32 protein-coding genes are annotated in these 25,453 nt (G+C 69.9%); 9 read left to right on the top strand and 23 right to left on the bottom strand.

The window, feature by feature from the left end:
* Positions 1 to 738: a HipA family kinase gene (locus tag ABD235_RS37175; protein ID WP_344182923.1), complete on the top strand. Its 738-nt coding sequence runs from the start codon at positions 1 to 3 to the stop codon at positions 736 to 738.
* Positions 735 to 1,130: a DUF3037 domain-containing protein gene (locus ABD235_RS37170; RefSeq protein ID WP_344182921.1), complete on the top strand. Its 396-nt coding sequence runs from the start codon at positions 735 to 737 to the stop codon at positions 1,128 to 1,130. Before ABD235_RS37175 ends, ABD235_RS37170 begins: the two co-directional genes overlap by 4 nt.
* On the opposite strand, the gene pgm is transcribed toward ABD235_RS37170, so the two are convergent.
* Together pgm and ABD235_RS37160 are read right to left on the bottom strand one after the other, a co-directional pair.
* Positions 1,127 to 2,752, bottom strand: a complete 1,626-nt coding sequence (pgm, locus tag ABD235_RS37165) for a phosphoglucomutase (alpha-D-glucose-1,6-bisphosphate-dependent) (protein ID WP_344182919.1) — start codon at positions 2,750 to 2,752, stop codon at positions 1,127 to 1,129. The two genes, ABD235_RS37170 and pgm, sit on opposite strands and share 4 nt — an antisense overlap.
* A 63-nt stretch (positions 2,753 to 2,815) precedes the next feature.
* The gene (locus tag ABD235_RS37160) at positions 2,816 to 4,306 is read right to left on the bottom strand and encodes a fused MFS/spermidine synthase (RefSeq protein ID WP_344182917.1); all 1,491 of its coding nucleotides are present in this window, start codon (positions 4,304 to 4,306) and stop codon (positions 2,816 to 2,818) included.
* Between the two features lie 88 nt (positions 4,307 to 4,394).
* Between ABD235_RS37160 and ABD235_RS37155 the strand changes: the two genes are divergently transcribed.
* On the top strand, positions 4,395 to 5,063 hold the full coding sequence (locus tag ABD235_RS37155) for a maleylpyruvate isomerase family mycothiol-dependent enzyme (protein WP_344182915.1): 669 nt from the start codon (positions 4,395 to 4,397) through the stop codon (positions 5,061 to 5,063).
* Here ABD235_RS37155 and ABD235_RS37150 read toward each other — a convergent pair.
* From ABD235_RS37150 to ABD235_RS37135, 4 genes are read right to left on the bottom strand one after another with little or no spacing between them, the layout of a single operon-like run.
* On the bottom strand, positions 5,052 to 5,405 hold the full coding sequence (locus ABD235_RS37150; RefSeq protein ID WP_344182913.1) for an MmcQ/YjbR family DNA-binding protein: 354 nt from the start codon (positions 5,403 to 5,405) through the stop codon (positions 5,052 to 5,054). The two genes, ABD235_RS37155 and ABD235_RS37150, sit on opposite strands and share 12 nt — an antisense overlap.
* 12 nt (positions 5,406 to 5,417) lie before the next feature.
* A complete protein-coding gene (locus tag ABD235_RS37145; protein ID WP_344182911.1) occupies positions 5,418 to 6,074 on the bottom strand; it encodes a response regulator in 657 nt (218 codons plus the stop codon).
* Positions 6,071 to 7,213: a sensor histidine kinase gene (locus tag ABD235_RS37140; RefSeq protein ID WP_344182910.1), complete on the bottom strand. Its 1,143-nt coding sequence runs from the start codon at positions 7,211 to 7,213 to the stop codon at positions 6,071 to 6,073. Before ABD235_RS37140 ends, ABD235_RS37145 begins: the two co-directional genes overlap by 4 nt.
* A gap of 9 nt (positions 7,214 to 7,222) precedes the next feature.
* Positions 7,223 to 7,627, bottom strand: a complete 405-nt coding sequence (locus ABD235_RS37135; RefSeq protein ID WP_344182908.1) for a hypothetical protein — start codon at positions 7,625 to 7,627, stop codon at positions 7,223 to 7,225.
* Between the two features lie 214 nt (positions 7,628 to 7,841).
* Here ABD235_RS37135 and ABD235_RS37130 point away from each other — a divergent pair, with 214 nt between their 5' ends.
* Positions 7,842 to 8,408: a hypothetical protein gene (locus ABD235_RS37130; RefSeq protein ID WP_344182906.1), complete on the top strand. Its 567-nt coding sequence runs from the start codon at positions 7,842 to 7,844 to the stop codon at positions 8,406 to 8,408.
* Between the two features lie 582 nt (positions 8,409 to 8,990).
* Here the strand turns inward: ABD235_RS37130 and ABD235_RS37125 are convergent.
* Positions 8,991 to 9,497: a hypothetical protein gene (locus tag ABD235_RS37125; RefSeq protein WP_344182904.1), complete on the bottom strand. Its 507-nt coding sequence runs from the start codon at positions 9,495 to 9,497 to the stop codon at positions 8,991 to 8,993.
* Between the two features lie 242 nt (positions 9,498 to 9,739).
* Positions 9,740 to 10,294 (bottom strand): YceI family protein, encoded by a 555-nt coding sequence (locus ABD235_RS37120; protein WP_344182902.1) that lies wholly within the window; start codon positions 10,292 to 10,294, stop codon positions 9,740 to 9,742.
* Positions 10,295 to 10,748: 454 nt separating this feature from the next.
* On the opposite strand from ABD235_RS37120, the gene ABD235_RS37115 reads away from it, so the two are divergent.
* The 3 genes from ABD235_RS37115 to ABD235_RS37105 all read left to right on the top strand — a co-directional run bounded on the left by ABD235_RS37115 (position 10,749) and on the right by ABD235_RS37105 (position 12,894).
* Positions 10,749 to 11,237: an FBP domain-containing protein gene (locus ABD235_RS37115; RefSeq protein ID WP_344182900.1), complete on the top strand. Its 489-nt coding sequence runs from the start codon at positions 10,749 to 10,751 to the stop codon at positions 11,235 to 11,237.
* 93 nt (positions 11,238 to 11,330) lie between these two features.
* A complete protein-coding gene (locus tag ABD235_RS37110) occupies positions 11,331 to 11,585 on the top strand; it encodes a hypothetical protein (protein ID WP_344182899.1) in 255 nt (84 codons plus the stop codon).
* A gap of 532 nt (positions 11,586 to 12,117) precedes the next feature.
* Positions 12,118 to 12,894, top strand: coding sequence for a DUF429 domain-containing protein (locus ABD235_RS37105; RefSeq protein WP_344182897.1), 777 nt, complete (start codon positions 12,118 to 12,120; stop codon positions 12,892 to 12,894).
* 6 nt (positions 12,895 to 12,900) lie between these two features.
* On the opposite strand, the gene pyrE is transcribed toward ABD235_RS37105, so the two are convergent.
* The 3 genes from pyrE to ABD235_RS37090 all read right to left on the bottom strand — a co-directional run bounded on the left by pyrE (position 12,901) and on the right by ABD235_RS37090 (position 15,397).
* Positions 12,901 to 13,416, bottom strand: coding sequence for an orotate phosphoribosyltransferase (pyrE, locus tag ABD235_RS37100; protein WP_344182895.1), 516 nt, complete (start codon positions 13,414 to 13,416; stop codon positions 12,901 to 12,903).
* 15 nt (positions 13,417 to 13,431) lie between these two features.
* Positions 13,432 to 14,679, bottom strand: a complete 1,248-nt coding sequence (locus tag ABD235_RS37095; RefSeq protein WP_344182893.1) for an exonuclease domain-containing protein — start codon at positions 14,677 to 14,679, stop codon at positions 13,432 to 13,434.
* An 85-nt stretch (positions 14,680 to 14,764) separates the two neighbouring features.
* The gene (locus tag ABD235_RS37090; protein WP_344182892.1) at positions 14,765 to 15,397 is read right to left on the bottom strand and encodes a hypothetical protein; all 633 of its coding nucleotides are present in this window, start codon (positions 15,395 to 15,397) and stop codon (positions 14,765 to 14,767) included.
* Positions 15,398 to 15,415: 18 nt separating this feature from the next.
* On the opposite strand from ABD235_RS37090, the gene ABD235_RS37085 reads away from it, so the two are divergent.
* Positions 15,416 to 15,571 (top strand): hypothetical protein, encoded by a 156-nt coding sequence (locus tag ABD235_RS37085; protein ID WP_344182890.1) that lies wholly within the window; start codon positions 15,416 to 15,418, stop codon positions 15,569 to 15,571.
* On the opposite strand, the gene ABD235_RS37080 is transcribed toward ABD235_RS37085, so the two are convergent.
* Positions 15,568 to 16,059 carry a metallophosphoesterase family protein gene (locus ABD235_RS37080; RefSeq protein ID WP_344182888.1) on the bottom strand — a complete coding sequence of 164 codons (492 nt, stop codon included), beginning with the start codon at positions 16,057 to 16,059 and terminating at the stop codon, positions 15,568 to 15,570. The two genes, ABD235_RS37085 and ABD235_RS37080, sit on opposite strands and share 4 nt — an antisense overlap.
* A gap of 4 nt (positions 16,060 to 16,063) precedes the next feature.
* Positions 16,064 to 17,056 (bottom strand): Rossmann-fold NAD(P)-binding domain-containing protein, encoded by a 993-nt coding sequence (locus ABD235_RS37075; protein ID WP_344182886.1) that lies wholly within the window; start codon positions 17,054 to 17,056, stop codon positions 16,064 to 16,066.
* A 162-nt stretch (positions 17,057 to 17,218) separates the two neighbouring features.
* Between ABD235_RS37075 and ABD235_RS37070 the strand changes: the two genes are divergently transcribed.
* Positions 17,219 to 17,533: a hypothetical protein gene (locus ABD235_RS37070; RefSeq protein WP_344182884.1), complete on the top strand. Its 315-nt coding sequence runs from the start codon at positions 17,219 to 17,221 to the stop codon at positions 17,531 to 17,533.
* A gap of 104 nt (positions 17,534 to 17,637) precedes the next feature.
* Here ABD235_RS37070 and ABD235_RS37065 read toward each other — a convergent pair whose 3' ends face one another.
* The 10 genes from ABD235_RS37065 to ABD235_RS37020 all read right to left on the bottom strand — a co-directional run bounded on the left by ABD235_RS37065 (position 17,638) and on the right by ABD235_RS37020 (position 25,320).
* Positions 17,638 to 18,279: a hypothetical protein gene (locus ABD235_RS37065; RefSeq protein ID WP_344182882.1), complete on the bottom strand. Its 642-nt coding sequence runs from the start codon at positions 18,277 to 18,279 to the stop codon at positions 17,638 to 17,640.
* Positions 18,276 to 18,503 carry a hypothetical protein gene (locus tag ABD235_RS37060; protein ID WP_344182880.1) on the bottom strand — a complete coding sequence of 76 codons (228 nt, stop codon included), beginning with the start codon at positions 18,501 to 18,503 and terminating at the stop codon, positions 18,276 to 18,278. The genes ABD235_RS37065 and ABD235_RS37060 overlap by 4 nt, the downstream gene beginning before the upstream one ends.
* A 208-nt stretch (positions 18,504 to 18,711) precedes the next feature.
* The gene (locus ABD235_RS37055; protein ID WP_344182878.1) at positions 18,712 to 19,173 is read right to left on the bottom strand and encodes a hypothetical protein; all 462 of its coding nucleotides are present in this window, start codon (positions 19,171 to 19,173) and stop codon (positions 18,712 to 18,714) included.
* A complete protein-coding gene (locus tag ABD235_RS37050) occupies positions 19,166 to 19,543 on the bottom strand; it encodes a hypothetical protein (RefSeq protein ID WP_344182876.1) in 378 nt (125 codons plus the stop codon). The genes ABD235_RS37055 and ABD235_RS37050 overlap by 8 nt, the downstream gene beginning before the upstream one ends.
* Entirely contained in the window at positions 19,540 to 20,883 is a 1,344-nt protein-coding gene (locus ABD235_RS37045; RefSeq protein WP_344182873.1) for a restriction endonuclease fold toxin-2 domain-containing protein, read from the bottom strand. The genes ABD235_RS37050 and ABD235_RS37045 overlap by 4 nt, the downstream gene beginning before the upstream one ends.
* Before the next feature lie 10 nt (positions 20,884 to 20,893).
* Positions 20,894 to 21,154: a hypothetical protein gene (locus ABD235_RS37040; protein WP_012922179.1), complete on the bottom strand. Its 261-nt coding sequence runs from the start codon at positions 21,152 to 21,154 to the stop codon at positions 20,894 to 20,896.
* Positions 21,155 to 21,170: 16 nt separating this feature from the next.
* Positions 21,171 to 21,848 (bottom strand): hypothetical protein, encoded by a 678-nt coding sequence (locus ABD235_RS37035; RefSeq protein ID WP_344182869.1) that lies wholly within the window; start codon positions 21,846 to 21,848, stop codon positions 21,171 to 21,173.
* Entirely contained in the window at positions 21,845 to 24,595 is a 2,751-nt protein-coding gene (locus ABD235_RS37030; RefSeq protein ID WP_344182867.1) for an FtsK/SpoIIIE domain-containing protein, read from the bottom strand. The genes ABD235_RS37035 and ABD235_RS37030 overlap by 4 nt, the downstream gene beginning before the upstream one ends.
* 124 nt (positions 24,596 to 24,719) lie before the next feature.
* On the bottom strand, positions 24,720 to 25,115 hold the full coding sequence (locus ABD235_RS37025) for a VOC family protein (RefSeq protein ID WP_344182865.1): 396 nt from the start codon (positions 25,113 to 25,115) through the stop codon (positions 24,720 to 24,722).
* A gap of 7 nt (positions 25,116 to 25,122) precedes the next feature.
* Positions 25,123 to 25,320, bottom strand: coding sequence for a hypothetical protein (locus ABD235_RS37020; protein WP_344182863.1), 198 nt, complete (start codon positions 25,318 to 25,320; stop codon positions 25,123 to 25,125).
* Between the last annotated feature and the right edge of the window lie 133 nt (positions 25,321 to 25,453).

Here is a 25,453-nt window from a genome sequence, read left to right as displayed (position 1 = left end):
GTGAGTCTGCCGACCGTCACCGCCACCCGCTACGTGCTGCCGTTGCGCGAGGGCGGATCGCTGCCGGGTGTTGTCGAAGGCAACGATCTCGGGACCTACGTGCTGAAGTTCCACGGCGCCGGCCAGGGCCCGAAGGCGCTGGTCGCCGAGATCATCGCCGGCGAGCTGTTCCGCCGGCTCGGGCTGCGGATCCCGGAGCTCAAGCTCTGCCGGCTCGACCCGGCGATCGGCAAGTCCGAGCCCGACGAGGAGATCCAGGAGCTGCTGGTCCGCAGCGCCGGGCTCAACCTCGCGGTCGACTTCCTGCCCGGCTCCTTCGGCTACGACGGGTCCAGCGGTACGCCGGACGCCGCGACCCGGGCGCGAATCCTTTGGCTGGACGCGTTCATCGCCAACGTGGACCGCTCCTGGCGCAACCCCAACCTGCTCGTCTGGCACAAGGAACTCTGGTTGATCGACCACGGCGCGGCCCTGTACTTCCACCACTCCTGGATGTCGGCCGAGCGCTTCGCCGCCCTGCCGTACGACGCGACCGACCACGTCTTCCGCGACGACGCGCCCGCCGTACCGGCGATCGACGCGGACCTGGCGGCCGAGATCACGCCGGAGCTGCTGACCGAGGTGATCGCGCTGGTCCCGGACGAGTGGATCGCCGACGGCGACCGCGAGCGCTACCTCGGGCACCTGACCGCCCGGCTGGCCGACCGGTCCGCGTGGCTGCCGGGAGGTGCGCGATGACCGAGCTCACCGGGGACCTGGTTCCCTTCGACTACGTGATCCTGCGCGCCGCGCCGCGCATCCACCGCGGCGAGTTCGTCAACGTCGGCGCGGTGATCTACTGCCGCGGGATGGACTTCCTCGGCGCCGCCTGGGACGTCGACCCGGCCCGGCTGCGCGCGCTCGACCCGGCCGTGGACGTCGACGTGGTGTGCGCGTCGCTGGAGCACATCCGCGCGATCTGCGCGGGCGACCCGGCCGGCGGCCCGGCCGCTGCCACGCGGATCGGCGAGCGGTTCCGCTGGCTCGCGGCACCCCGCAGTACGGTCGTCCACCCCGGCCCGATCCACAGCGGGCTGACCTCGAGCCCCGCCGCGGACCTGGACCGGTTGGTGGACGCCTTCGTGCGCTAGTCGCCGAGCGCGTTCGACACGACCTCGCGGGCTTGCACGAACACCTCGTCCAGGTGCTCGGCGCCCTTGAACGACTCGCCGTAGATCTTGTACAGGTCCTCGGTCCCCGACGGCCGGGCCGCGAACCACGCGGACTCGGTCGTCACCTTCAGCCCGCCGACCGCCGCGCCGTTGCCGGGCGCGCTGGTCAGCCGGTCCAGGATCGGTTCGCCGGCCAGCTCGGTCGCTGTGACGGCGTCGGCCGACAGCGCCGCGAGCTTCGCCTTCTGCTCCCGGCTCGCCGGAGCGTCCACCCGCGAGTACGCCGAAGCGCCGAACCGCTCGACCAGCTTCGCGTGCGCCTGCGACGGCGTCTCCCCGGTCACCGCGGTGATCTCGCTGGCCAGCAGCGCGAGCAGGATGCCGTCCTTGTCCGTCGTCCAGACGCTGCCGTCGAACCGCAGGAAGCTCGCGCCCGCCGACTCCTCGCCGCCGAAGCCGACCGAGCCGTCGATCAAGCCCGGTACGAACCACTTGAACCCGACCGGAACCTCCCACAGCCGCCGGCCGAGGTCCGCGACCACGCGGTCGATCAGCGACGACGACACCAGCGTCTTGCCGACGGCGACGTCCGGACCCCACTGGCGGTTCGCGAACAGGTACGAGATCGCCGCCGCGAGGTAGTGGTTCGGGTTCATCAGGCCGGCGTCCGGCGTGACGATGCCGTGCCGGTCGGCGTCCGCGTCGTTGCCGGTGGCGAGGTCGTACCGGTCCTTCTGCGCGACCAGCGAGGCCATCGCGTACGGCGAGGAGCAGTCCATTCGGATCTTGCCGTCGTGGTCCAGCGTCATGAACGACCAGGCCGGGTCGACCCGCGGGTTCACCACGGTCAGGTCGAGGCCGTGCCGTTCGCCGATCGCGGCCCAGTAGTCGACGCTCGCGCCGCCGAGCGGGTCGGCGCCGATCCGCAGCCCGGAGGAACGGATCGCGTCCAGGTTGATCACCGACGGCAGGTCGTCGACGTAGTGGCCGAGGAAGTCGTAGTCCCCGGCCTGGCTCCGCGCCTGCTCGAACGGCGTACGGCGTACTTCGCGGTTGCCGCCGGCGATCAGCTCGTTGGCCCGGGCGGCGATCCAGCCGGTCGCGTCGGAGTCGGCCGGCCCGCCGTGCGGCGGGTTGTACTTGATGCCGCCGTCCCGCGGCGGGTTGTGCGACGGGGTGATGACGATGCCGTCGGCACCGGCGCCCGCGCCGCGGTTGAGCCGCAGGATCGCGTGCGACACCGCGGGCGTCGGGGTCAGCCGGTCGGCGCTGTCGACCAGGATCTGCACGTTGTTGCCCGCGAGGACCTCGAGCACGGTCCGCCAGGCGGGCTCGGACAGGCCGTGGCTGTCCCGGCCGACCAGGAGCGGGCCGCTGGTGCCCTCACCGGCGCGGTACTCGCAGACGGCCTGCGTGATCGCCAGGATGTGGGCCTCGTTGAAGGCGCCGTCCAGGCTCGAGCCGCGGTGGCCCGACGTACCGAAGACGACCTTCTGGGCCGGGTTGTCGACGTCCGGGATGATCCCGTCGTACGCCGCGAGCATCGCGTCGACGTCGACGAGGTCCTCGGGCTGAGCGGGCTGACCTGCGCGTGGGTGCATGTGCACATGCAACAAGCCCGAGGCGCGGAGCACAACTCCACACCCGGGTTGCCCACTGTCCGGTCAGCTGGGGAACGGCGTCAGCAGCTGGTCGACCGGCGCGAAGTCGTCGGTCAGGAGCGGCGCGTCGCCGACGAACCGGCGTACTTCGTCAGCGCCTGCCAGTACGGCGGCGCGAGCGCCCAGCTTGGCCCGGAGCGCCGCAACCGGCAGCTCGTCGTCGGAGGCGACCAGCACGAAGTTGCCGCCCTGCTCCCCCGCGAGTGCCTGCTGGGTCGAGATCACCGCGACGTTCTCGAACTCCTCGGCCACGGTCCGCACCTCGGCCTTGAGGAAGCTCTGCGGGCCGAAGTCGATGATGTTGGCCGTGTACAGGCCGCCCGGCCGCAGCACGCGGTGGACGTCGGCAACGATCTCGCGCGTGGTGAGGTGCCACGGAACGGCGACGCCGCCGAACGCGTCCATGATCACCAGGTCGCGGCTGTCGGTAGGCTCGGACCGTACGCCGAGCCGCCCGTCGCGGATCTGCAGGTCCAGCTCCGGGCCCGCCTTCGCGCCGAGCTCGGCCTTGTCCAGCGCGATCACGCCGGGGTCGATCTCGTACACCTTGTTGTGCGTGCCCGGCCGGGTCGCGGTCAGCCAGCGCGGCATCGTCAGCCCGCCGCCGCCCACGTGCAGCGCGTCGATCGGCCGACCGGTCGGGAACTCGGTGTCGATCAGGTCCGCGAAGTCCTTGATGTACTCGAACTGGAGGTGGGTCGGGTCCTCGAGATCGACGTACGAGTGCCGCAGCTGGTCGAGGTACAGGATCCGGCCGCTCGCGCGGTGGGGGTCGGATTCGATCCGGGCGCAGTGGTACGCCGTCTCGACCTCGCAAGGCCGCGGCGCGACCAGCGTGAGCCCGCCGCCGATCAGCGCGAGGATCAACGGTCGCGCCGCCGCCTGGAACCCGCGCAGGAAGATCGTCAGCACCGCGCCGGTCAGCACGAGCAACCCCCCGAGGCAGAGCACGATCACGCTCGTCGGCACCTTGGCCACGAACACGAACCCGGTCAGCACGGTCCCGAAGATCCCGCCCACCGTCGCGTACGCCGACAGCCGGCCGACCACCGTGCCGGTCTGGGTCAGCGTCGACAGCCGGAGCTTGGTGACCATCGGCGTCACCGCCGCGAGCAACGACGCCGGCACGAACATCGCGACCGCGACTGCGAGGAACACTGCATTCTCGCCACCACCGCGGACCGCTTCCCCGGTCCACCGCACGACCGGCAGGACCAGCAGCACCAACGCCCCGCCGAACAGGATCAACGGCCCGAGCGTCTTGGTCGGCGACACCGAGTCGGAGAACCGGCCGCCGAGCGCCGCGCCGGTCGCGATCGCCGCCAGCGCCACGCCGATGATCGCGGTGTTCGTCTCCAGGGTCAGCCCGAGATAGGGCGCGACCAGCCGCAGCGAGACGAGCTCCAGCACCATCACCGCCGCCGAGCTCCCGAACGACAGCCCGATCGCCAGCTTGTCCCCGATCCCGCGGACCCGGACCTCAGTCTCACTCACCGCGCCACCCTATCGGTGGAACCCAACGCTGCTTTACGTTGTCGATTCCGGCGGCTTTCGACCGTCAAGGTCAGAAAGGAGGCCTCCGATGGACCCGATCACCAGCGCCGCCCTGTACGCCGCCGGCCGCGACCGCATCCTGGCGGCGGCCCGCGACTTCTCCCCCGCCGAGCTCGACCGCGCCGTACCGGCTTGTCCCGACTGGACGGTGCACGACCTGCTCGCGCACCTGACCGGCGTGGCCACCGACTTCGTCCAGGGCAACCTGGACGGCGCGCCCTTCCCGCCGTGGACCGACCGCCAGGTTGCCCCGCGGCGGCAACTCCCGGCGTCCGCCGTACTGGCTGAGTGGTCTGCGTCGAGTGTGTTGCTGGAACAGCTGATCACGAGCGGGACGACCTCACATCCCTTGGTCTGCAACCCGTACGCCGACGCTTCCGTGCACGAGGCCGACCTGCGCGGCGCTGTCGGCATTCCGCGGCCGCCGCGCGAGGCCTACCTGGCCACGGTCGAGTGGATGCTCGACGGAGCTGCTTCTGGGGTCGCGGTTCACACGCCCGACGGCACCTACTGGCTCGAGTCGGACGGGCCGGCCGCGGAGGTGCCCGTCGACTCGTACGAGCTCTTCCGCGCCGTCTTCGGGCGGCGCAGCGCGGCGCAGATCAGGTCCTGGGCCTGGTCCTCTCCTGAAGCCGCCGCCGTGTGGTCAACCGAGCTGCCGATGCTTCCGCAGACCGCGGTCGACCTAGTCGACTAACGCGGCCAGCGACTTGGGCGCGACCTGCCGGTACGCGTCGCGAACGAGCTCGGCGAGGTGGTCCCAGTCGACGTCGTCCACGTCGAGGTAGACGCCGAGCCAGCCGCGGTGACCGACGTACGGCGGGCGGAAGAAGTGGTCCGGGTCGGCGGTGAGCAACTCCTGCTGAGCGCCTTCCGGGGCCGCGCACCAGAAGCCGATCCGGTCGTCGTGATGCTGGTTCGCGAACATGACGAACGTCTTCTTGCCGCGGACGAACCAGGTCGGCTCGCCGTGACTCAGCCGCTCGGTCACCTCCGGCAGCGCCAGGCACAAGGCCCTGAGTCGTTCCAACCCGTCCATGTTCTCCGCCTCTCAGCGCGTCGGGCCGGGTGCGACGATGCCCGCCTCGTACGCGTAGACAACAGCTTGCGCCCGGTCTCTCAGGTCCAGCTTGGTCAGGATGCGGCTCACGTGCGACTTCACGGTCTGCTCGGCGAGCACGAGGTCGGCCGCGATCTCGCGGTTCGACAGGCCTCTGGCGATCAGCCGCAGTACGTCGGTCTCGCGCGGAGTGAGGGTCGCGTCGGCTTTCTTGAGAACTGGACGGGCCTTGGCGAAGTCCTCGACCAGACGCCGGGTGATCGACGGCGCGAGCAGCGCGTCCCCCGCGGCGACGACGCGAACCGCCGCGGCCAACTCGTCGGGCGAGGCGTGCTTGAGCAGGAACCCGCTCGCCCCGGCGCGGAGCGCGTCGTACACGTACTCGTCGAGGTCGAAGGTGGTCAGCACGATCACCCGCGGCGGCGCGCTGTTTTCCGTGAGGATCTGCCGGGTCGCGGCGATCCCGTCCAGGACCGGCATCCGTACGTCCATCAGGATCACGTCCGGCCTGACTTGCCGCGCGACCTCGATCGCCTCGGCGCCGTCGCCCGCCTGCCCGACGATCTCGAGATCCTCCTGCGAACCCAGCAACGCGCTGAAGCCCGCGCGGACGATCTCCTGGTCGTCCACCACCATCACCCTGATCATCGCGCCCGCACCGGCAAGACCGCCTCCACCACGAACCCGCCGTCCGGCGTGCTCTCGGCTCTCACCGTCCCATCCACCAGGCTCACCCGCTCCCGCATCCCGAGGAGCCCTTGTCCTGCACCGCTTTTCTCCGGTGCCTGGCTGCTGGTGTTGGACACCGTGACCCTGAGCTCGTCTTCGACGCGCCGTACTGTCACCGTGATCGCTGCACCCGGTGCGTGCCGTACGGCGTTGCTGATTCCCTCCTGCACCACCCGGTACGCCGTCAGCGCGACCGCGGCATCCACCTCCACTGCAGTCGCCTCCAGCTCGATCGACGCCCCCGCCTGCCGAGCCCGCTCGACCAGGTCAGGCAGATCCTCCAGCCCGGGCTGCGGCTCCAGCTCCCCCGGCTCGGCCCGCAGCAACCGCAGTACGCGCCGCATCTCGGTCAGCGACGACCGCGCCTCCTCAGCGATCCCCGCGAACTCGGTCCGCACCTCCTCCGGCAACGCCTGCAGCCGGTGCGGCGCACTGTCCGCCCGTACGACGACCACCGACAAGTGGTGCGCCACCACGTCGTGCAGCTCCCGAGCGATGCGCGCCCGCTCCTGCCACAGCGCCCGCTCGGCGCGCTCCGCCTCGGTCAGCTCAGCCTGCTCGGCCAGCTGCTGCCGCGCCTCTGCCCGCGACCGCAGCAGGTCGCCGATCACCACAGCAACCAGTGAGAGCACTGCCATGGTGAGCAGTCCGACCCACGAACCCCGCTCCGGCGCCAGGAGCATCGCCACTACACCCGTGAGCTGGGTGAGGACCCACCAGGCGGTTGCCGCTTTGCGCGACGCACCCCGCGCCGCGACTACCGCCAGGACGATCGAGTGCCCGAACACGCTGGTCACCGGCCACGGCCAGGGCTCCTCGGCTGTCACCGGCACGCTGACCGCCGCGGTCAGGGCCGCTGTGGCCAGCGACCCCGGCAGACTGATGGCGGGCCGCGTCCACGCCAGTCCGAGATTCAAAGCCCTTGCAGTGCCCAGTGCGAGCGCCGCGCCGAGCGGGAGTCGGTAGTGCTGGCCCAGGTCCATCGCTGTGAGCACCAGCAGCGCCGCCGTACCGGCGCCGGCGACCCACGCCCACCTGCCCTGCGGCCATCCCGTCATCCGGCGACCCTAGATCTGCCGGACCCACGCGACGAAGAGCGCCACTCCGGCCACAGCGATCAGCACCGCGACCGGGCGGACCCACCAGCTGAGAGTCTCGCCGTACAGGCCTCGGGTCATCGTGGCGTGCAGTGAGCGGATTCCCCACAGGGCAAGGGGAATCAGCACGATCACCGGAACCGAGACTGCGGCATGGACGAGCCAGGCGCCCGTCAACGTCGGTCCGCCCCACGTCCCCGGCCCGAACGGTCCGTGCTCGACCAGGCCGAAGAACGGTCCCCGGACCACCGCGATTCCCCACAGGCCGATCAGGAAGCAACCCAGCAATCCGTGGAGGACGCCGATCGTCCGATGGGCAGCCAGCGCTGCTTTCGACGGCCGGGTCGGCCCGACCTTGCTGCTCACTATGCTCATCGCGCGCTCCTTTGTCTCGGCTGTCGAGATCGAGGCTAGGAATTCGTGGACGCCGGGACATCCGGCCAGGGAGCGAAACCGCTCCCAGTACGCCGGTAGGGGGTCGAGTGTGACTCAGGTCACAGTGACCACGGTCCGTGTCGCAGCGTTACACGAACAGTGCCGGTGGTAGCGGCAGCCCGCTCCCGACGGCACCCGACAGGAGGTTCGTTCCATGCGCATTCGCGACCTGGCGGTGACCGCCACGCTGATCCCGGTCCTGATGCTCGCCGGTTGCGGCGGCGGCGAATCGGCCGACGTGGCCGCCTCGTCTCCCGGCGCCCAGAAGGCGTCCAAGCACACCGACGTCCCGGTCGCGGACGCCGCGGCCCAGCCCGACACGGTACCGGCCTCGAACGACCCGGTCGTCAACGCGTACTACGACTACCGCGCCGCGCTGGACACGATGATGAAGAGCGGCGGCAAGGCGACCAAGCAGCTGGTCCCGGTGATGACCCCGCGGCTGCTCAAGGCGTACAGCCAGCAGGCCAAGTACTTCCGCGCCCGCAAGCTGCGCAACACCGGCGTCACCAAGGTGGTCTGGGCCAAGCGCACGGTCGCCGCGTCCGGCGTCATCATCCGCGCCTGCTACGACACGAAAGCGGCCCGCACGGTCGACGCGAAGGGCCGCAGCGTGATCCCGGCCAAGTCCCCGACCCGCTGGGTCGACGAGATGCGCGTCGAGCAGCACGACGGCCGCTGGGTCGTCGACGGCGGCAGCACCACAGCCCGCAAGTGCTGATTCCCTGAAGCAACCTCCGGGCCTTGCCGGAGGAGAAAACGACTCCTGATCGCCGCCCTCGGGCACACCTCGCGATCCGGAGTCAGCCGACAGCGCGGAGAGTCCACCTCTCCGCGCTGTCGGCTTTCAACGTCGCTTGTCTGCTGCCGCCCATACGACGTCCGCGTCAGCTGCCCGCCACCGCGGCGAGCAGCGCCTGGTCGTGCACATCTCTCCCGCCGCCCCGTACTGACCCGAGCGGTCCGGCGGCCTGCGCGCAACAGGTGCAGGCCGCCCGGCCGGCCGCAAGACATGCATCACCACGCCGGCGCGCGTTCTTCAAGTCCGCCGCCCGCCGCGCAGGCACCACGGATCGCCCTCCAAGCCCGCCGCAGCACGCATCGCGCCTCGGCGCGCACTCCACGTCAGCCGCCGGCCGCAGCACGCTTCGCGCCTCAGCACGCCCTCCACGTCAGCCGCCGGCCGCTCACCCCCTGGCGCGCTCGTCCAGCCAGCGCGGAGTTCCCACCTGCCCGCGTCAGCCGGATCAACCGCGGCGGGTTGTCCGAGCCCTGGCCGACCCCGAGGATGCCGCCGTACCCGTCACAGCGGGTGGCGCGACTCCTGGGCGATCAGTTCCTCGACCGCGGCGCGCAAATCGCCGTCCTGGTCCGGCCCGGACCAGACCACGATGCGGGCTTTGTCGCCGAGCTTGTCGGCGAGCAGCTCCCGGGCCGGGGTCGGGTCGCCTTGGTTCAGCAGGACCACCAGGCGCCTGCCGTCCCGCTGCAACCGGTCGAGCAGCGGCGGCAACGTCGACCCGCGGAACAGTCCCGGGTCGCTCTTCACCTTCGTCTCGACCATCACGCCGCGCCCGCGCACCACCAGCAGGAAGTCGGCACGGTCCCGCGCGAACTCGCGATCGTGGTAGACCCGCGCCTTCGGCCACAGCCGTTGCAGCGCTTCGTCCACGTCGGCGTCGTACCGCGCCGCGAGCCGGCTGACCCGCGAGCTCGTCCCGCGCGGGCGGAACGACTCCGGCGTACGCCGAACCGGCCGGCGCCGCCCGAGCAGCGGCAGGAACCATCGGTAGAGCCTGGTGTCGATCATCGGCGGACCCCCTGGCCCTAGGTCGTCACTCAGCCAGGAGTTTCCCAGTGCGCGGGGCCGGCAAAACCTTCCCGCCCGCACCGAAGGCCGATCGTGACCGCACCGCGACGAAGCCGACACTCCGCGGGGTGCCGGCTATCCAGAAGCGGTTGCGTGAAAGACGGAACCGGGGCCACCGCCGCAGCGGTGATCCCGGTTCCTCGTCGTACGACGTTGTGCTCGTCGTACGGTTACTGCTGTGCTCAGGCGTTCTTGATCGCCGAGACCTCGATCTCGAGGGTGACCTTCTCGCTGACCAGGACGCCGCCGCCCTCGAGGGCCGCGTTCCAGGTGACGTTCCAGTCCTTGCGGTTGATCGTGACCGCGCCGTCGAAGCCGACCCGGACGTTGCCGAACGGGTCGGTCGCCGTACCGGTGTACTCGAAGTCGATCGTGACCGGCTTGGTGATGCCCTTGATGGTCAGGTCACCGGTGACCGCGAAGACGTCGTCGCCCTTGGGCGCGACCGAGGTCGAGACGAAGGTGATCTCCGGGTGCTCGTCCATCTCGAAGAAGTCGTTGCTGCGCAGGTGGTCGTCGCGCTGGCTGTTGCGGGTGTCGATGCTCTTGGCCTGGATCGTCACCTTGACCGAGGAGTTCGCCGGGTTCTCACCGTCGATGTGGGCCGAACCCTCCCACTCGTTGAACGACCCGCGGACCTTGGTCACCATCGCGTGACGCGCGACGAAGCCGGTGCGGCTGTGCGAGGTGTCGATCGTGTAGTCGCCGGTGAGCGTGGCGTAGTCGGTCGTGGTCATAACAGCTGTCCTCCGGGGGCGCTTAGTTGAAGTTTGTACCTCTTATGGTGCCAGCTTCAGGTTGATAAGTCCACTCCCCTGTCCGCATGTCGCCGAATCATCCTGGCGGCGCGGTCTCCGCCCCGGAGACCGGCGCGTACTGCGCGCCGAACGCGCAGCACGCCGTACGGCAGGCCCACCCCCAACACACGCGCGGCCCCGCCCTTCCCGCGGGGGCGGGCCCCCTCTCTCACCGCCCACAGGCAACGGCCGCCACTCGCCGCCCCCACACGCGAGCCCTCCGCTGTCCTGCCCCCTCTCCCACCGCCCACAGGCAACGGCCGCCACTCGCCGCCCCACACGCGAGCCCTGCGCTGCCCTGCCCCTCTCCCACCGCCCCACACATATTCGGTTGCCCCGGGCGGCTCGGCGCAGGTTGAGTAGGCCGGCAACCAGTCGAGGTGAGGAGTTTGTGGTGCAGGCGCTGAACGCGGACGAGATCCGGCGATCGTTCGTCAACTCGTCCAAGAGCCAGGTGAAGGCGATCACGATGCCGGCCGGGCTGCCCGACCTCCCCTGGGAGTCTCTGGACTTCCTCGGCTGGCGCGACGCGAAGGCCCCGGCCCGCGCCTATCTCGTCGTACCGCGAGAAGACGGCGTCCTCGGCATCGCCCTCAACACCGCGGCCACCGGCAAGCCCCGCCGCGGTACCGGCCTCTGCGACCTCTGCCACACCGCGCACCAGGTCACCGACGTCGCCCTGTTCGCCGCCCGCCGCGCCGGCTCGGCCGGTCGCGCCGGCAACACGGTCGGCACCTACATCTGCGCCGACCTCGCCTGCTCGCTCTACCTGCGCGGCCTGCGCGAGCTCGAGGTTCCCCAGGGCGAGACCGTCAGCCCGGAGGTCCGGATCGAGCGACTAGGCAACCGGCTTGAGAGTTTCGTGTCGCGGGTACTCGCCTAGCACCGCCGGGAGCGACAGAATGCTCCCTCCAGACTGTTCGGGGGAACTAGGCTGGAAACAGGTCACGGGCTCGCTGGACAGGAGAAAGTCGCGATGTCGGAGTTCAGAATCACCCACGAGATCCACGAGGTCCACCCGGACATCCGCGAGAAGCTGACCACCGCGACGATCGACGCGATCAACGAGTCGAGCTCCCGGTCAGCCGAGGACGCCGCGCTGGTCCTCCGCAACCGCCTCGGCGAGATCGGCGTCCACATGAGCCCCGAAGCCTGCCTCGCCGCAGTCGAACGCATCCGCTCCGGCAAGAGCCTCCGCTTCGAAATCGAACGCGAAGTCCCAGAAGCCTGACCCCCACCCCTCCGCGCCACCCCCGGATCACGCATCCCGGCGCCAGCGCGGCGCGCGTTCCCACGTCGGTGCGGAGTGCGCGTCCCGGCAGCTGCCTGGAGCGCGTCCTCGCGCCGGTGCGGAGCGCGCATCCCAGCGCCTGTCCGGAGCTCGTCCCCACACCGGCGCAGAGCACACATCCCGGCGCCTATCCGGAGCCACGCCGGCGCAGACCGCGCATCCCGGCGCCTATCCGGAGCGCGTCCCCGCGCCGGCGCGGAGCCGTCTCCCGGCTCGGTGCCGAGTTGCCCATCGCCACGCCGTCGCGGAGTCCTGCCCGGCGCGGAGTGCCCTTTTCACACTGGCGTCTGCGTGGATTCAGCTTCCCCCGCAGCCTCGCCGGTGCGGAGGACCCTTCCCTCGCCAGCGCGGGAGTGCACGTCCTCTCCCCGGCGCAATGCGCACGTCCGTCGCCAGCGCCTGCGCGGGTTCTGGTCCCACCTCGCGATCCGACCTGCGCGGGTAGGCCAGAAATGAACGGGATGCGTTCGAGGTGACCGACCTGCGATTCGTCGGCGTCGACCTCGCCTGGGGTCAGCGCGGCGTCACCGGCCTCGCCGTACTGGATGCGTCAGGCTGCCTGCTCGACGTCACCGTCCAGCAGACCGACGACGACATCCTCACCTGGCTGACCCGCTGGACTACCGGCCCCTGCTTCGTCGCGTTCGACGCGCCGATCGTCGTCACCAACGCCACCGGCCACCGCCCGTGCGAACGCCTGATCTCCCAGTACTACGGCCGCTTCGGCGCATCCTGCCACGCCGCCAACACCACCAACCCGAGCTTCGCCAACGGCTCCCGAGCCCTCCGCCTGATCGAAGCCCTCAACCTCAGCCTCGACCCCAAGGCCGCCCGCCGAGCTGCCGAGGTCTACCCCCACCCAGCCATCGTCACCCTCTTCAACCTCCCCCGAATCCTCCAGTACAAAGCAAAACCCGGTCGCGACTTCCCCCACCTCCACCAAGAGATGCTCCGCCTCGCGACCTACGTCGAATCCCTGGTCAACGCCTCACCACCCCTGCTGGTCAAGACCAACCCCGCCTGGCAACACCTCCGCCAAGCCCTCGCCCAAGCAACCCGCAAAGCCGACCTCAAACGCGTAGAAGACGCCCTCGACAGCGTCGTCTGCGCCTACATAGCCGCCTACGCCACCACCCACCCCACCCAGGTCCGCTACTTCGGCACCCCGACCACAGGCCAAATCCTCGCCCCCGTCACCCCAGCCCAGGCAGCCCGCTACGACCAGACCCTCTTCACCGAACTTCTGTGACTCCAACTACCCGAGATCAGCAGCCCTCAGCAACGAGATCAACCCCAAGTCGATCTCCTTCAAAGCCTCTGCCCCGCCCTGCTCGCGGTCGATCACGCACAGCGCCTCCCGCACGTCCGCGCCCAGCGCTCGCAGCTCCCGCGTCGACAGCACAATCTGCCCACCACTCGTCACCACGTCCTCAACCACCAACACCCGCCGACCAGCGACCTCCGCCCCCTCGGCCAACCGGCAAGTCCCGTACGCCTTCGCTTCCTTCCGCACGAACGCACACGGCAACCCGGTATGCCGCCCCAACGCGGTCACCACCGGAATCCCACCCATCTCCAACCCGGCCAGCACCTCGGTCCCCGCCGGCACCAACGGAACCATCGCCTCGGCCACAGCATCGAGCAGCACCGGATCCGCCTCGAACCGGTACTTGTCGAAGTAGTGATCCGTCGTCACCCCCGACCGCAGCGTGAACTCTCCGGTCAGATGCGCCGCCGCGTAGATCCGCCGCCCCAGCTCTGCTCTCTCCACGCCGTCGACCCTAGATCACCCAGCCTTCCGCTCGTCGTCAGCAGGCAGCACCTCAGCCGGCAGCATCCGCCGAAACGCCTCCACCGCGATGATCGGCACCCCGAACTCCCGCGCCGCCCGAGCCTTCAGCGACAGACTGTCCACATCGGCCGCCACCACGAACGTCGTCTCCGACCGCACCGCCTCCTGCGGACTGAACCCCGCCGCCACCGCCCGGTCCCACCACACCTCGCGCGGCTCCACCATGTCCCCGGTGAACACCACCGTGCTCCCCGGCGGAAACCCACCGGCCCCCGGCCGCGCCGGTACGACGTACCGACCGTTGCTAGCAGCAACCAACGCGTCGTCCACGTCGCACGCCTGCCGGCCAAGCATCGTCGCCACCCGGTCAAGATCCGCGCGCTGCTCGTCGCTGATCTCGCTGTCGAGCCAAACAGCCGCGGCCAACTCGTCCAGATAGACCCCGTGCAGCCGATCGACCTGGGACCGTGTCAGGCCCAGATCCGTTGCCACATGCACCAGCAAGTCGGCCCCGGCCGCATCGATCTCCCGATCCGCCAGCAAACTGTCCAGCACCGAGAGGTACGAGTCGGCCTGCGGAGGCTCCGAAACCCGAGGCAACTGATCGACGAGTCGACTCATCCACCCGTGCCGCCCACCCGCGTGCACCGGCCGCACGGTCGGCTCACGATGCGTCCCCGGCAACTCCGGCCACGGCAGATCCCGGATCTCGTCGTACGCCCATTGCCAAGGCGGCGGCGACGGGAACGACTTCAGGTACGTGCTGAACAACTCAGCCGTCGCCCGCGTGTCCGCCAGCGCCGAATGCCAACCCTCCAAGGTGATCCCGGCCGCCGCGCAACACGCGCCGAGCGTCCGCCGCGACCCCGGAAACAGATAGCCGGCCAACGCCATCGTGCACATCGATCGCTCGGTGATCAGCGGTACGACGTGCCCGAGCCGCGCGAACTCCGCCCGCAGGAACCCGAGATCGAACTCGACGTTGTGCCCCACCACCATCCGCCCGGCGAGCAGCTCACCGAGCCGCCGCGCGACGTCCACGAACTCCGGCGCCGCCAGCACGTCGGCGGTCAGGATCCCGTGAATGTGCTGCGGCCCGAGATCACGCTGCGGATTGAGCAGCGTCACCCACTCGTCCTCGAACCGTCCCTGGGCGTCCAGCAGCACGACGGCGACCTCGATCACCCGGTGCCGATGCCCGGGCAGCAGGCCGGTCGTCTCGGTGTCGATGACGGCATACATCGGCGACGCCTCCTCGGAATCGGTCCGTGGCTTCCTACTGCGACCAGCCAATCACAGCCCACCGACAATTCCGGTCCACCCGCTCTCAGGCCGGTACGTCGACCGCGATCTCCTCGCCGAGCGTCGCCCCGAGCCCGAGATCCAGGTCGTCACCGCTCCAGAACCGCCCCGGGTCGTACCAGTTCGGCCGCCGCCCACCCGGAAGCAGCCCCATCTCCTCGTACGTCAGCGCGACCACCTCCGCGCAGTACGCCGTCTCGAGCACCAGTTCGCGATCTCCGCGCCGGAACGCCGGGACCCGCCCGCGGATCCACCGCGACGCCAGCCGGGCGGTCGACGGGAACGGCGTACCGTCCAGGCGCGCGACAACCCGCAGTACGGCGTCCTCCATCTCCTTGCCGACCACGGGATCCAGCTGCCGGAGCCAGGCGCGCTGACCGTACCGGTGCGCCCAGGTCGTGACCGCGTCGCGGAGATCGTGCAGCTGTACGCCGCGCTGATGGTTGCCGGTCCACACGTCGGGCAGCGATCGGCCGAGCTCGGCGTGCCACATCAGCGGCGGCAGGTCCTCGATCACGATCGCCATGCCGACGTGGTTGACCGGGCTGTTGGTGGTCAGCTGGATCGCCCGATCCGCCGCGGATTCTCCGCGGAACAGCCAAATGTCACCTGTTCGTGTCAGTTCCGTAGCGTCGTCCAGCGTTATCCGGGTCTCCACATCGCTAGGTTAGTGCTCATGAAGGTATGGAAGGTGCTCGGAGTCGCCGGCCTGGTGGGTGTCGCGGCGACCGGTGTGGTGATCGCACGGGGCGAGCGCAAGCGTCGCTCCTACACTCCCGAAGAGGTTCGCGACCGTCTCAAGGCCCGGGTCAAGGAAGCGGCCAACGCCTAAAGGTTGTGCAGGGCAACATCTTCCAGACGGCCCGAGGTGATCGTGGCCGTCTGGTAGGTGCGGTACGGCTGGCTGCGGCGATCCGTCGGTGATCCCGGATTGAGCAGCCGCATCCCCCGCGGCGACGTCGTGTCCCACGGGATGTGACTGTGCCCGAAGACGAGCAGATCGACGTCCGGGTACGCCCTCTCCGCTCGCAGCTCACGTCCCTGCTTGCCGCCGGTCTCGTGGACGACGGCCACACGCAGCCCGTCCAATGTCTCCCGGGCAACCTCCGGAAGCCGTCGCCGCAGCTCCGGGCCGTCGTTGTTGCCCCAGCAGCCGATCAGCCTCTTCGCCCGCTCGGTCAGCTCGTCCAGCAGGTCGACGCTCACCCAGTCGCCGGCGTGGATGACCACGTCGGCCGCGTCGACCGCGTCCCACACCGGCTCGGGCAGCTTCTTCGCCCTGACGGGCAGGTGGGTGTCCGAGATCAGCAGCAGCTTCATGCCCTCAGTCTGTGCCGAGCTGCGCGATCAGTTCACGTTCCCGCGCCGGGCTGAGCCCTGCCTTACGCTCACGGTCCAGTCCGAGCTCGCGCTCCCACTCCAGCGTGTCCCGAACGACCTCCTCCCGCGACCGGTGCTTCAAACCAGCCTGGGCCGCTGCCTGACCGCTGCGGTTCGACCAGCCCTCGTAGCCCGGCTCGGTGAGCCACATGGCCAGCGAGTCCGGTCCCATGTACTGCTCGACCTTCTGCTCCTCCAGCCAGCCCCGCGGCGCCCTGACCACCGGACCGGTGTGGCCACCCACCTGGCGCGACAGCTCGATCCACTCCCCGAACGGCACTACCGGTCCCACTGTGTCGTACGTCCCGGTGACGCCACGCTCAGCGCAGTCCAGCAACCACGAGACGAGGTCCCGTACGTCGACAACAGAGGTGGGCAGCTCTGGCGTGTCCGGCACCAGCAGCGGCTCCTCAGGCGCCCTGGCCGCGCGGGCGACCCAGGCCCCGGCCCGGTCGCTCCGGTCGCCCGGTCCGCCGATCAGACCGGCCCGTGCGATCACCAGGCGGTCCCCGACCGCGGCTGACGACAACTGCTCGCACGCGACCTTCGCTTCGCCGTACTGCTCCCGGTCGACCGTCTCCGACTCGGTCGGCTCCCGCAGTGCGGCGGACTCGTCGGCACCCGGCGTACTGAAGTCGGCGTACGCGTTGCCGGACGACACATAGGTCCAGTGCTTCGCCCGCTGTCCGAACGCGTCCAGCGCCTCCCTGACGAAACCCGGCTGCCAGGAGACCTCGAACACCGCGTCCCACTCCTGCACCGGTACGCCGTCGTACGCGCCGGGCTTGCTCCGGTCGGCCGTGACGAGCGTGGCGCCGTCCACCACCCCACCGCTCTCGCCCCGCGCGAGACACGTCACCGCGTGTCCCCGTGCGAGTGCCTGCGCCGAGATCTCGCGCCCCAGAAAGGCCGTGCCGCCCAGTACCAGAATCTGCATGGCACCCAGCCAAGCAGTCCGCCGTACCGATTCCCAGTCCCTCTGCTGACAGCAGATCGTTGCCTACCGCCCGCAGCGAGTCATCGAGGGACCCGGCGCCTTGCGCACTGCCTGGGCGCGGCGCACTGTCAGCAAGAGAGGCCTATTCCAAGGGGGAAAGACATGACTGGCTTCGTGCAGTTCATCGAGTACCGCACGTCCCGGCAGGACGAGATCTCCGCGCTGATGAGCGACTTCCGCAAGAAGCGCGAGGAGTCCGGCGACGGCCCGAGCCCGATCCGGGCGATGTCGTGCGCCGACCGCGACGAAGACGGCCGGTACTGCGCGGTCGTCGAGTTCGCGTCGTACGAGGAGGCGATGGAGAACTCCGGCCGCGAGGACACCGGCGAGTTCGCTGCCACCCTCACCGAGCTGTGCGACGGCCCGCCGACCTTCCGCAACTTCGACCAGCTGGAAGTGGAGGAGTACAAGCCCTGACGCTACGAGCGGGCCGGCACCGGAGGGAGTTCGGTGCGCGGCCCGCTCGGGGGGAGGACCGGGTCCGCGGCGCCGGACCCGGTCGTGGTCATGTGGTCAGCTGCTCAGAGCAGATCGGTGAAGCCGGTACGACGGCGCGCCGTGCCGACCCCGTTGTCCATGAACTCCGAGAACGGCTCCCGGCCGTGGCCGCCCGGGAACACCGGGCCCGACGATCCGTGCTCGGCCGGAAAGATCGGCCTGGTCGCCGGCGGCCCCGAACGCGGCTCCGCGCCTGGAGCCCGTGTCGGGCCGGTCGACCCGTCTGGGCCCCGCGTGGACCCGGTCGACCCGTCTGGGCCCCGCGTGGAGCCCGCCGCGTCGCCTGAGTCGTCGGCGGCGCCCGTCGTACCGGCTGAGCCGTACCCGGCCCCCCGCCCCGACAGGCTCGGCCCCGGCCCTTCGTCTTCAAACTCCGGCGCCGGATGCAGCTCCGGCCACGGCTGCGGCGGCAGGTCCTCCCGCCTCGCGACGGCCGGGTCCGGCCCCGGATCCGGGTCGAGCCATTCGACTTCCGTGGCACCGTTGTGCCCGTGGATCGCGATCACCGAATCGATCCCGTCCCAGACGGTCGTCGTCGGGTAGTCGCCGTACCACCGCAACGCGACCGCCCCGTCGGTGAACTGAACACCTTCCGCGACAGGCCCGGTGCCACTCACCCCGGACACGTCCTCGTGCCGCATCAACCGAAACCGTCGAGATCTCATTTCGGCGCGACCTCCCACAACCGTTCCCCCGGTAGCGGCAGCCCGGTCCCCGGATCAGCCGCCGACACCGGTTCGCTGGTCACCCGGAGCCCCGCGAACCGCCGCGTCATCGCCGCCGCGTACCGATCCGCCAGCTCCGCCTCGGCGCAGTAGTCCGCCACCGCATGCTCCCCGAACCAGACCCGCACCCGCCGCCGTTGCGGCCCCGCATGGTCCCCGCCCATCAGTGCACCCGACGCAAAACCAGGAGGCGAGATCCGCCCCGTGACCTACCCACCAGCGACATCGACAACTCGCACATCACGTCATCACTTCCACTTCCCTGTGGGGATGGGTTCACAGATAGTGACGGCCCCCCAGAAGCTTCATGACGCGACTTCCCAAAACTTTTCTTGACTCATCCCCCAGCACCGCAATGACGCATGAACGACTTCACTCGTCCGCCAGCAACACCCACGGCCTCCACGGCTCGATCTCCGGCGGATCGAGCCACACGTTCTCACCGAAGTAGTGCGTCCCCACCCCCGGCCGACTGGCCGCCACCAGTACCTCCAGGTTTCGCGACAGCAGGGCGGGCACCTCAGGCAGTCCCTCCACCAAAAACTCAAACGCCAACCGCGCTTCCTCAGCCTGGCGCCCGTCCCTCCGGCGGCTCTGAATCTCCACGCGTACCGGATAGAGATCCATCGCCTGTACCTCCCCCGGCTCCGGCCAGAAGTCGTTCACCCCGACGTACACACCGATCCAGCCATCGAACACCCGCCCCCACCGCGTGTACTGAAACCTCCCGTTCGTCTGCCCCAGATACGTCAGCCCCAGTACCTCAGCCACCCGAGCCGCGACCACCTCGATCGGCTCGTCGGTCGCCAGGAACACCTCGTCGCTGTTAGCCAAGGCGCTCCCGTACCTCGGACGGCGTCAGCCCCGCCACCAGCTCCACAGTCCGCATCGACCCGGGCTCAATCAGATGCACGCCCTCTTCCCCGGGCACCACCGTCTGCACAAACCACACGGCGAACTCCGCCGCCCCCTCCAGCTCCGCAGGATCCAGCGTCACCGCCTGCCCGGTCCCGCTCAGCGCGACCCCCAACTCCCGCCCTCCAGGCCCAACGGGAATGAGAGCCTCCAGAGCCATCGACGAGCCTTCGACCGCACCAATCTCCACCCGAACGTCAGGCCACCGCTCGCGCAACGCCGCCGCGAGCTCCTCGGCGGGAACTGTCCAGGCCGGTTCCTCCAGCGGCGCCACCAGAAAATCGCTCATGCCTTGTCCTCTTGTTCGACAGTGACCTGACCGGGAATGTCCAGTTCCGCCATTCGGTCCCGAAAGTAGGCGGCTGCGGTCAGATCGTTGGTGATGATCTCCAAGCCTTCCACCGGATTGTCGTCAGCGCTGATGACCTCGCGGTACTTCATGAGCATGTGATCGTTCTTCTCTTCGGCGATCCTCCGGAGAAAGGGCGGCAGCGTGTCCGGTCGGTAGAACGACTTCCCCGACGCTGGAGCCACGTATTTGGCGTCCTGAGCTCGCCGCAGCAATGTGTCCAGTCCGTCGGCCCACACAGCGCGCGGCAGTCGGTCGTCGGTGGTCAGGCGAAACTCGATCGGACCACAATGTCGGCGCTGGAACTCCATCTCCGGACCGGATCCGACGATGGGTCTGACGCGGCCACTCTCGGTCAATCTCTCTCGATACTCGTTGAAGTCCACATCGACAGCGGCCGGACGCTCGTCCGCGTCATCCGCTACGCCGCCACCGTTCCGTCGATCGACGTCTGGCAGTGGTGATTCACTATCGCCCCGCTCGAACTCCGGCAACTCCACATCAATCACCGGTACGACGGCCGCCGGCACCACCGGCTCCTCGCCGTACTCGAACCTCGCCACCACCCGATCCACCGCGATCACCAGCTCAGCGCGCTCCCAAGCCTGCTCCCCCGCAGCGGCCATCGCCTCCAGCAGCTCCCGCGCCGCATCCCCCAGATCCACCGCGATCTCGTACTTCGGCTCCTCCCGCTCCTCGTCGTCCTCCGACGCAGCAGTAGCCGCAGCCTTCCCAGCAGCCCGAAGCTCCCCCTTCGGATCAACCACGAGTTCGACCTCGAGCTCCTCCTCCGGCTGCTCCTTCTCCCGCTCCTCCGCGTCCCTCTCCTGCTTCGCACGCAGCTGCTCGAAAGCCTTCCGCGCCACGCGAATCAGCGGCGCCTCCCCAGCCTCCGGCGTCTCCCCAGGCTTGAACCGCGCCTCCAACCGCCGAGTCCGCCCCCGCGAATCCCGCTCGGCCACCCCACCGGTCGCCTTGTTCCGATCCGCCGACCCGGCATCGGGCCGGTTGGTAGACCGCCCCTCCCCCACCAACCGCTCCGCCCAAGCCTTGGCCTTCGGCGGCGCCATTGACAGGTAATGCGCGGCAGCCTCGCAAGCCCGAGCGGCCGCATCCAGCTGCTGCGCCGCCACCGTCGCCCGCCCCTGCGACGCCACGATCGCCAGCGCCGCGTTCTCCCGGCACCGATCAGCCGTCCGCTGCAGGTGCAGCACCACCTGCGGCACCTCGTCCAGGCACTCGACCAGTCCCCGGGCCACCCGCTGCAGATCAGACGGCACGCGCAGGGACCTAGATCTGGTCCGCGTAGCTCTTGCAGCCGGCCGACGCGATCTCCAGCGCCTCGGCGGCCTGCTCGACCGCCTTGCCGGCGGCGTCCAGGATCTCCGAGATGTCCCGGTCCACCCCGGTCGCCGTACCCGCGATCAGGCTCTCCACCTGCGCGCTGTGCTGCGTGAACCGCAGCTTGAACCCGGCCAGCCCACCAGCGGCCTGCTTGGCCTCCGCGGATACCTGGTGCAGCTGTTCCTTGAGCCGCTGTACGTCCGACACGTCGACTGCCTCTTCCCTAGGAGTTGCGCTTCTTCGGCAGCACGATCGCCGTACCGGACACCACCACCGGCACGCCGATCGCCAGCCACCAGGGCAGCCCGGCCGCCATCAGTACGACGACCAGCACGGCCCCGCCCCAGCCCCACCAGCGCGCTCCGGGCAGCCGGGGCAGGCCCAGCACCCGGGACGCGGCCAGCATCGTCACCGCCGCGATCGCGGCCGCTTCGACGCCGGCGAGGAACGACTGCGCCACCCACACGACGAGGAGGGCGGCCACAGTCAGGGCGGCGCTGATCGTACGGCGCTTGCGCCGCTCCTGCTCGGCCAGGGCCTCGGCCCGGACCGCCTCCAGCTGGTCGACGGTCTCCGCAAGCTGTTTGGTGATTCGGGCGGCCACCACCTCGATGTCAGCGATCGCCCTGATCTCCGGCAACGGCACAGTCGTCCGCTTGCCGTCCGGAGGCAGCCCGGCCCGCTGCAGGCTCACTGCGGCCTTCTCGGCCAGCCCGTTGAGCCGTACCTCGAGCTTGTGCCCCCGCTCGGCCATCGCATTGGCCTCAGCCATTGCGGTCGCCTCCGCCTGGGTCTTGGCCGCCGTACGCCGGTCCTGCTCCTGCTGCGCGTCCGCACGAGCTCCAGCGACCCGCCGCAGCTCCCGGGCGTACTCGGCCCACTGCTGCTCCTCGGTCTTCATCGCCGCACCAGCTCCAGGTACCGATCGACCTCGTCGACATGCAGCGGCGCGTACGGTACGACGACCTGCGCCTCCGGGTGCAGCCCGTCCCACAGCAGACTGCGGTGCGGCTCCGACGCCCAGCGCACCAGCGGACCGGCGACAGCACGCACCCCCTCCTGCGGGTGCCGCAGGAACAGGTGCGTCGCCACGTTGGCCCGCCCGTACCCCAGCTGCTCGGTGCAGACGTGCAGCCGGTTCCACCAGCCGAAAGTGATCAGCCCCTGCGTAGGCCCGTCGCGCACGATCTCCTGCAGCGCGTTCGCCGGGCTCTCGAAGAACCCTTCGGCGTGCACCTGCATCTTCGGTACGGCGTGCAGCCCGAAGCCCAGCAGGTACGTCGTACCGCCGACCCGTCCCTCCTTGACCAGGTCGCGCAGCGCGAACAGCTTCGGCGCGACGTCCCCGTGTTTGTCGACCGTCTCCACCTCGCAGCCGAGCGACCGCAGTACCTGGATCAGCGCGCCCTTGCCCTCAGCAACCGCCGGCGCCGAGTCCGTCCCGTCCAGGAACACGAACCGCGGCGGTACGGCGGCAGCCGCGGCAGTGGACACTGCCAGCCCGGTCAGCACGCCCAGCGCATCAGCAGGCCCGTCACCCAGCACCAGTACGCCGGCGCCCGGCTCCGGCTGCACCTCGATGGCCACCGGCTCCTCGGTCACCGCGATCGGCAAGCCCATCCAGGGCCGGCCGAGCTCAGCCTTCACAGCGGCCGCGGTGTCGGTCAGCCGCGCCGGCTCGGCCAGGTGGAAGACCCGCGGCGCCCTCGTCGTACCGGACCTTCGCCACAGCTCGTGCCGCAGGTCGTCCAGCACCGGCTTGTCGGCGAAGCTGACCAGCACGTGCTGGTTGTCGTCCGGCGAGCCGAAGTTCGCGTTGAGCACCGCCTCACCGCGGAACTGCAGCTCCGCGGCCGCCGTGTTGCCGGTCCGCAGGATCGCCTGGGAGTCAGCAGGAGTCGTCTTGAGCGCGATCCGGTACGGCACCTGGCCGAAGATCGAGTCCCGCCGGGTCGACAGCCGCTTGACCCCTTCGATCGTCTGCGTGGCCAGTACGACGTGGACGCCGTACGCACGACCGAGCCGCACCAGCCGCTCCAGCAGCCGCGCCGCCTCATCGGCCAGCTCGTCGTCGTCCTCCAGCAGCACCTGGAACTCGTCCAGTACGGCAAGAATTCGTGGCGGCCGCTCCGGCCCAGGAGACAGCTCGGCGATGTCCGCAACGTTCCCGTGCGCCTTGAAGATCTCACTGCGCCGAGCCAGCTCATCGGACAGGTGCCGCAGTACGGCGAGCCCGAACGCCCTGTCACTGTGGATACCGAGCACGCGGACGTGCGGCAGCCAGTGCTCGCGCTCAGCGGCCGGTCCGAGCGCCGAGAACTCCACACCGTGCTTGAAGTCGAGCAGGTACATCTCCAGGTCGTCCGGCGCGTACCGGGCGGCCAGGCCGTGGATCATCACCAGCAGCAGGTTCGACTTGCCCTGGCCGACCGCTCCACCCACCAGGACGTGCGGCAGCGCCGGGTTGCCGCTGCGCAGCCGAATCAACGCGGGCGTGCGGTCGTCGTACCCGATGACCGTGCTCAGCTCGTCCTTGACCGGGTTCCACCAGGTCAAGCGGTCCGGCAGCGTCCGCTCGAAGTCGATCGTCGGCAGCACGGCGATCTCCGCCAGCTCGGCCACGACGTCACAGATGCCGGTGGCAACGTTCGCCTCGAACGGCGGGTCCAGCTTGGCCGCAACGTTCGGCAGCTGGGAGACCTCCACCTTGCCGTTCGTCACCGAGACCGGCGTGAGCAGCTCGAGCAACTGCCGCGCGTCCACGTCGGACTCCGACGCCATCGCCGGATCGTGGTGAACCAGGAAGCAGATGCCTCGCTCGCCACCGGTCGCCGCGAGCCGCAGCAGGTCGCGTTGGGCGAGTGTGTCGATGCCGGCCGGGTAGTCGAACAGCACGATCAGCCGGTACGGATCGGTGACCCGACCGGTCTCGCGGATCAGCTCCTCGAACCGCTTGTGCCCCAGCTGCGCCTGCCGGCTGGCGCGCAGCGACGACACGTCGACCAGGCTGGACAGCACCGAGTGCAGCTGCTCCGCGGTGTGTGTTGCCCTAGGCACCAATTGCGGGTACTTCGTGGTCAGGTGGCCGAGCAGCCCCATCATCCCGGTCAGCCGCGGGTCGAACGAGTCGATCCGCAACCGGAACGGCTCCGCCGCCGCGATCAGCCGCAAGGCCGTGCTCTGCAGCAGTTGCCGCGCCGCCTCGGGCCGGTCCGCGGTGACCCGCCAACCGTTCGTCCGCAGCAGCGGCGCGACGACCGGCGTACCGGTGTCCAGCTCACCCACCCGCACGTACGACGGGATGCCTTTGCCGACGAGCTGCCGGGAACGCCAGCGGGCGTCGTTCGGAGGGATGGAAGCGAGTCCGGGAGCGAGCCGATCGGCCAGCAGCCGCGCGTTCGGCTCGGCTGTCGCCAACGCCTCCGCAGTAGCGGCCTCGACCAGTCCGCTGGACTCACGCCGCGCGATCGCCGTCTGTTCCTGAAGCTGACGATGCAGCTGTACGGCGCGCTGGTGCTCGCCTCGGGTCAACTGGTGGGCGTTGTCGAGCAGTTGCGCCAGCGCGTGTTGCAGACCGCGGATCCGGGCTTCCAGCACCTCCGGAGAAACCGGTCCGGGCGTCGTTCCCCCGTCAGGCGCCTCCGTCACGAGCACCGTCCTTCCACCTTCGCCCCGCGACCTTCACTGCCGCGGTCAACCATGTCACACCAACCGTCCCCTGTGTCACTCCAGGCATCACGAGTCTCACCTGCCGACCTCTCCGTCCGCCGCCTCAGAGCGGCGCGACGATCTCGAGCTCGTAGCCGTCGCCGTTGTGCAGGAACGCGGCGTAATGCCGCGGCCCTCCGGCGTACGGGTGACGGTCGGCGAACATCAGTGTCCACCCCTGGTCGGAGGCCTCGGCAACGATCGCGTCGACCTCGGCCCGGCTTCCCGCGTTCAGCGCGAGATGGTTCATCCCGGGCCGCAGCCGGTCGTGCTCGGTGGCGCTCAGCGCAGGGCTCTGCTCGACCACCAGGTAGCTGCCGTCGGGGGCGGTCCAGATCTGGCCGCCGGGCCAGCTGTCGCCGTCCTTCCAGCCCAGCCGGCCGAGGATCCAGCCCCAGCTCTCGACGGCACGGGACAGGTCCGGGACCCAGATCTCGACGTGGTGCAGCGCGGCGGCCATCGGAGCATTATCTGTGCTCGTCGAGACGGTTCGACACCGCCATCGAAACCAGGCCCGTCACGACCAGCCAGACCGCCGAGGCGGCCAACCACGGCCACCACTCGTGCCCGGCCGCGGCCACCGCGACGGCCTTCCCGAACAGCCCACCGGCAGGCGCGAAGACGAGCACCATCAGTGCCCGCGCCACGGTGGTCTCCTTGGTCATACTTCATTGTCCGAGCCGATCGCCGCCACCGCAGCGACACGGCGCGCCTTCGCCTTTCCCAGCGGCGTTTTCCCGCTGTTCCTGCGGTGATTCCGGGTGGGTTCCTCAAGAGTTCCTGACGAATGCCGGTTCA

It is taken from the genome of Kribbella lupini (assembly GCF_039529595.1).
GTDB lineage: Bacteria > Actinomycetota > Actinomycetes > Propionibacteriales > Kribbellaceae > Kribbella > Kribbella lupini.
The sequence above is the reverse complement of the archived record's forward strand: the minus strand, read 5'-3'. Positions and strand labels throughout refer to the sequence as shown.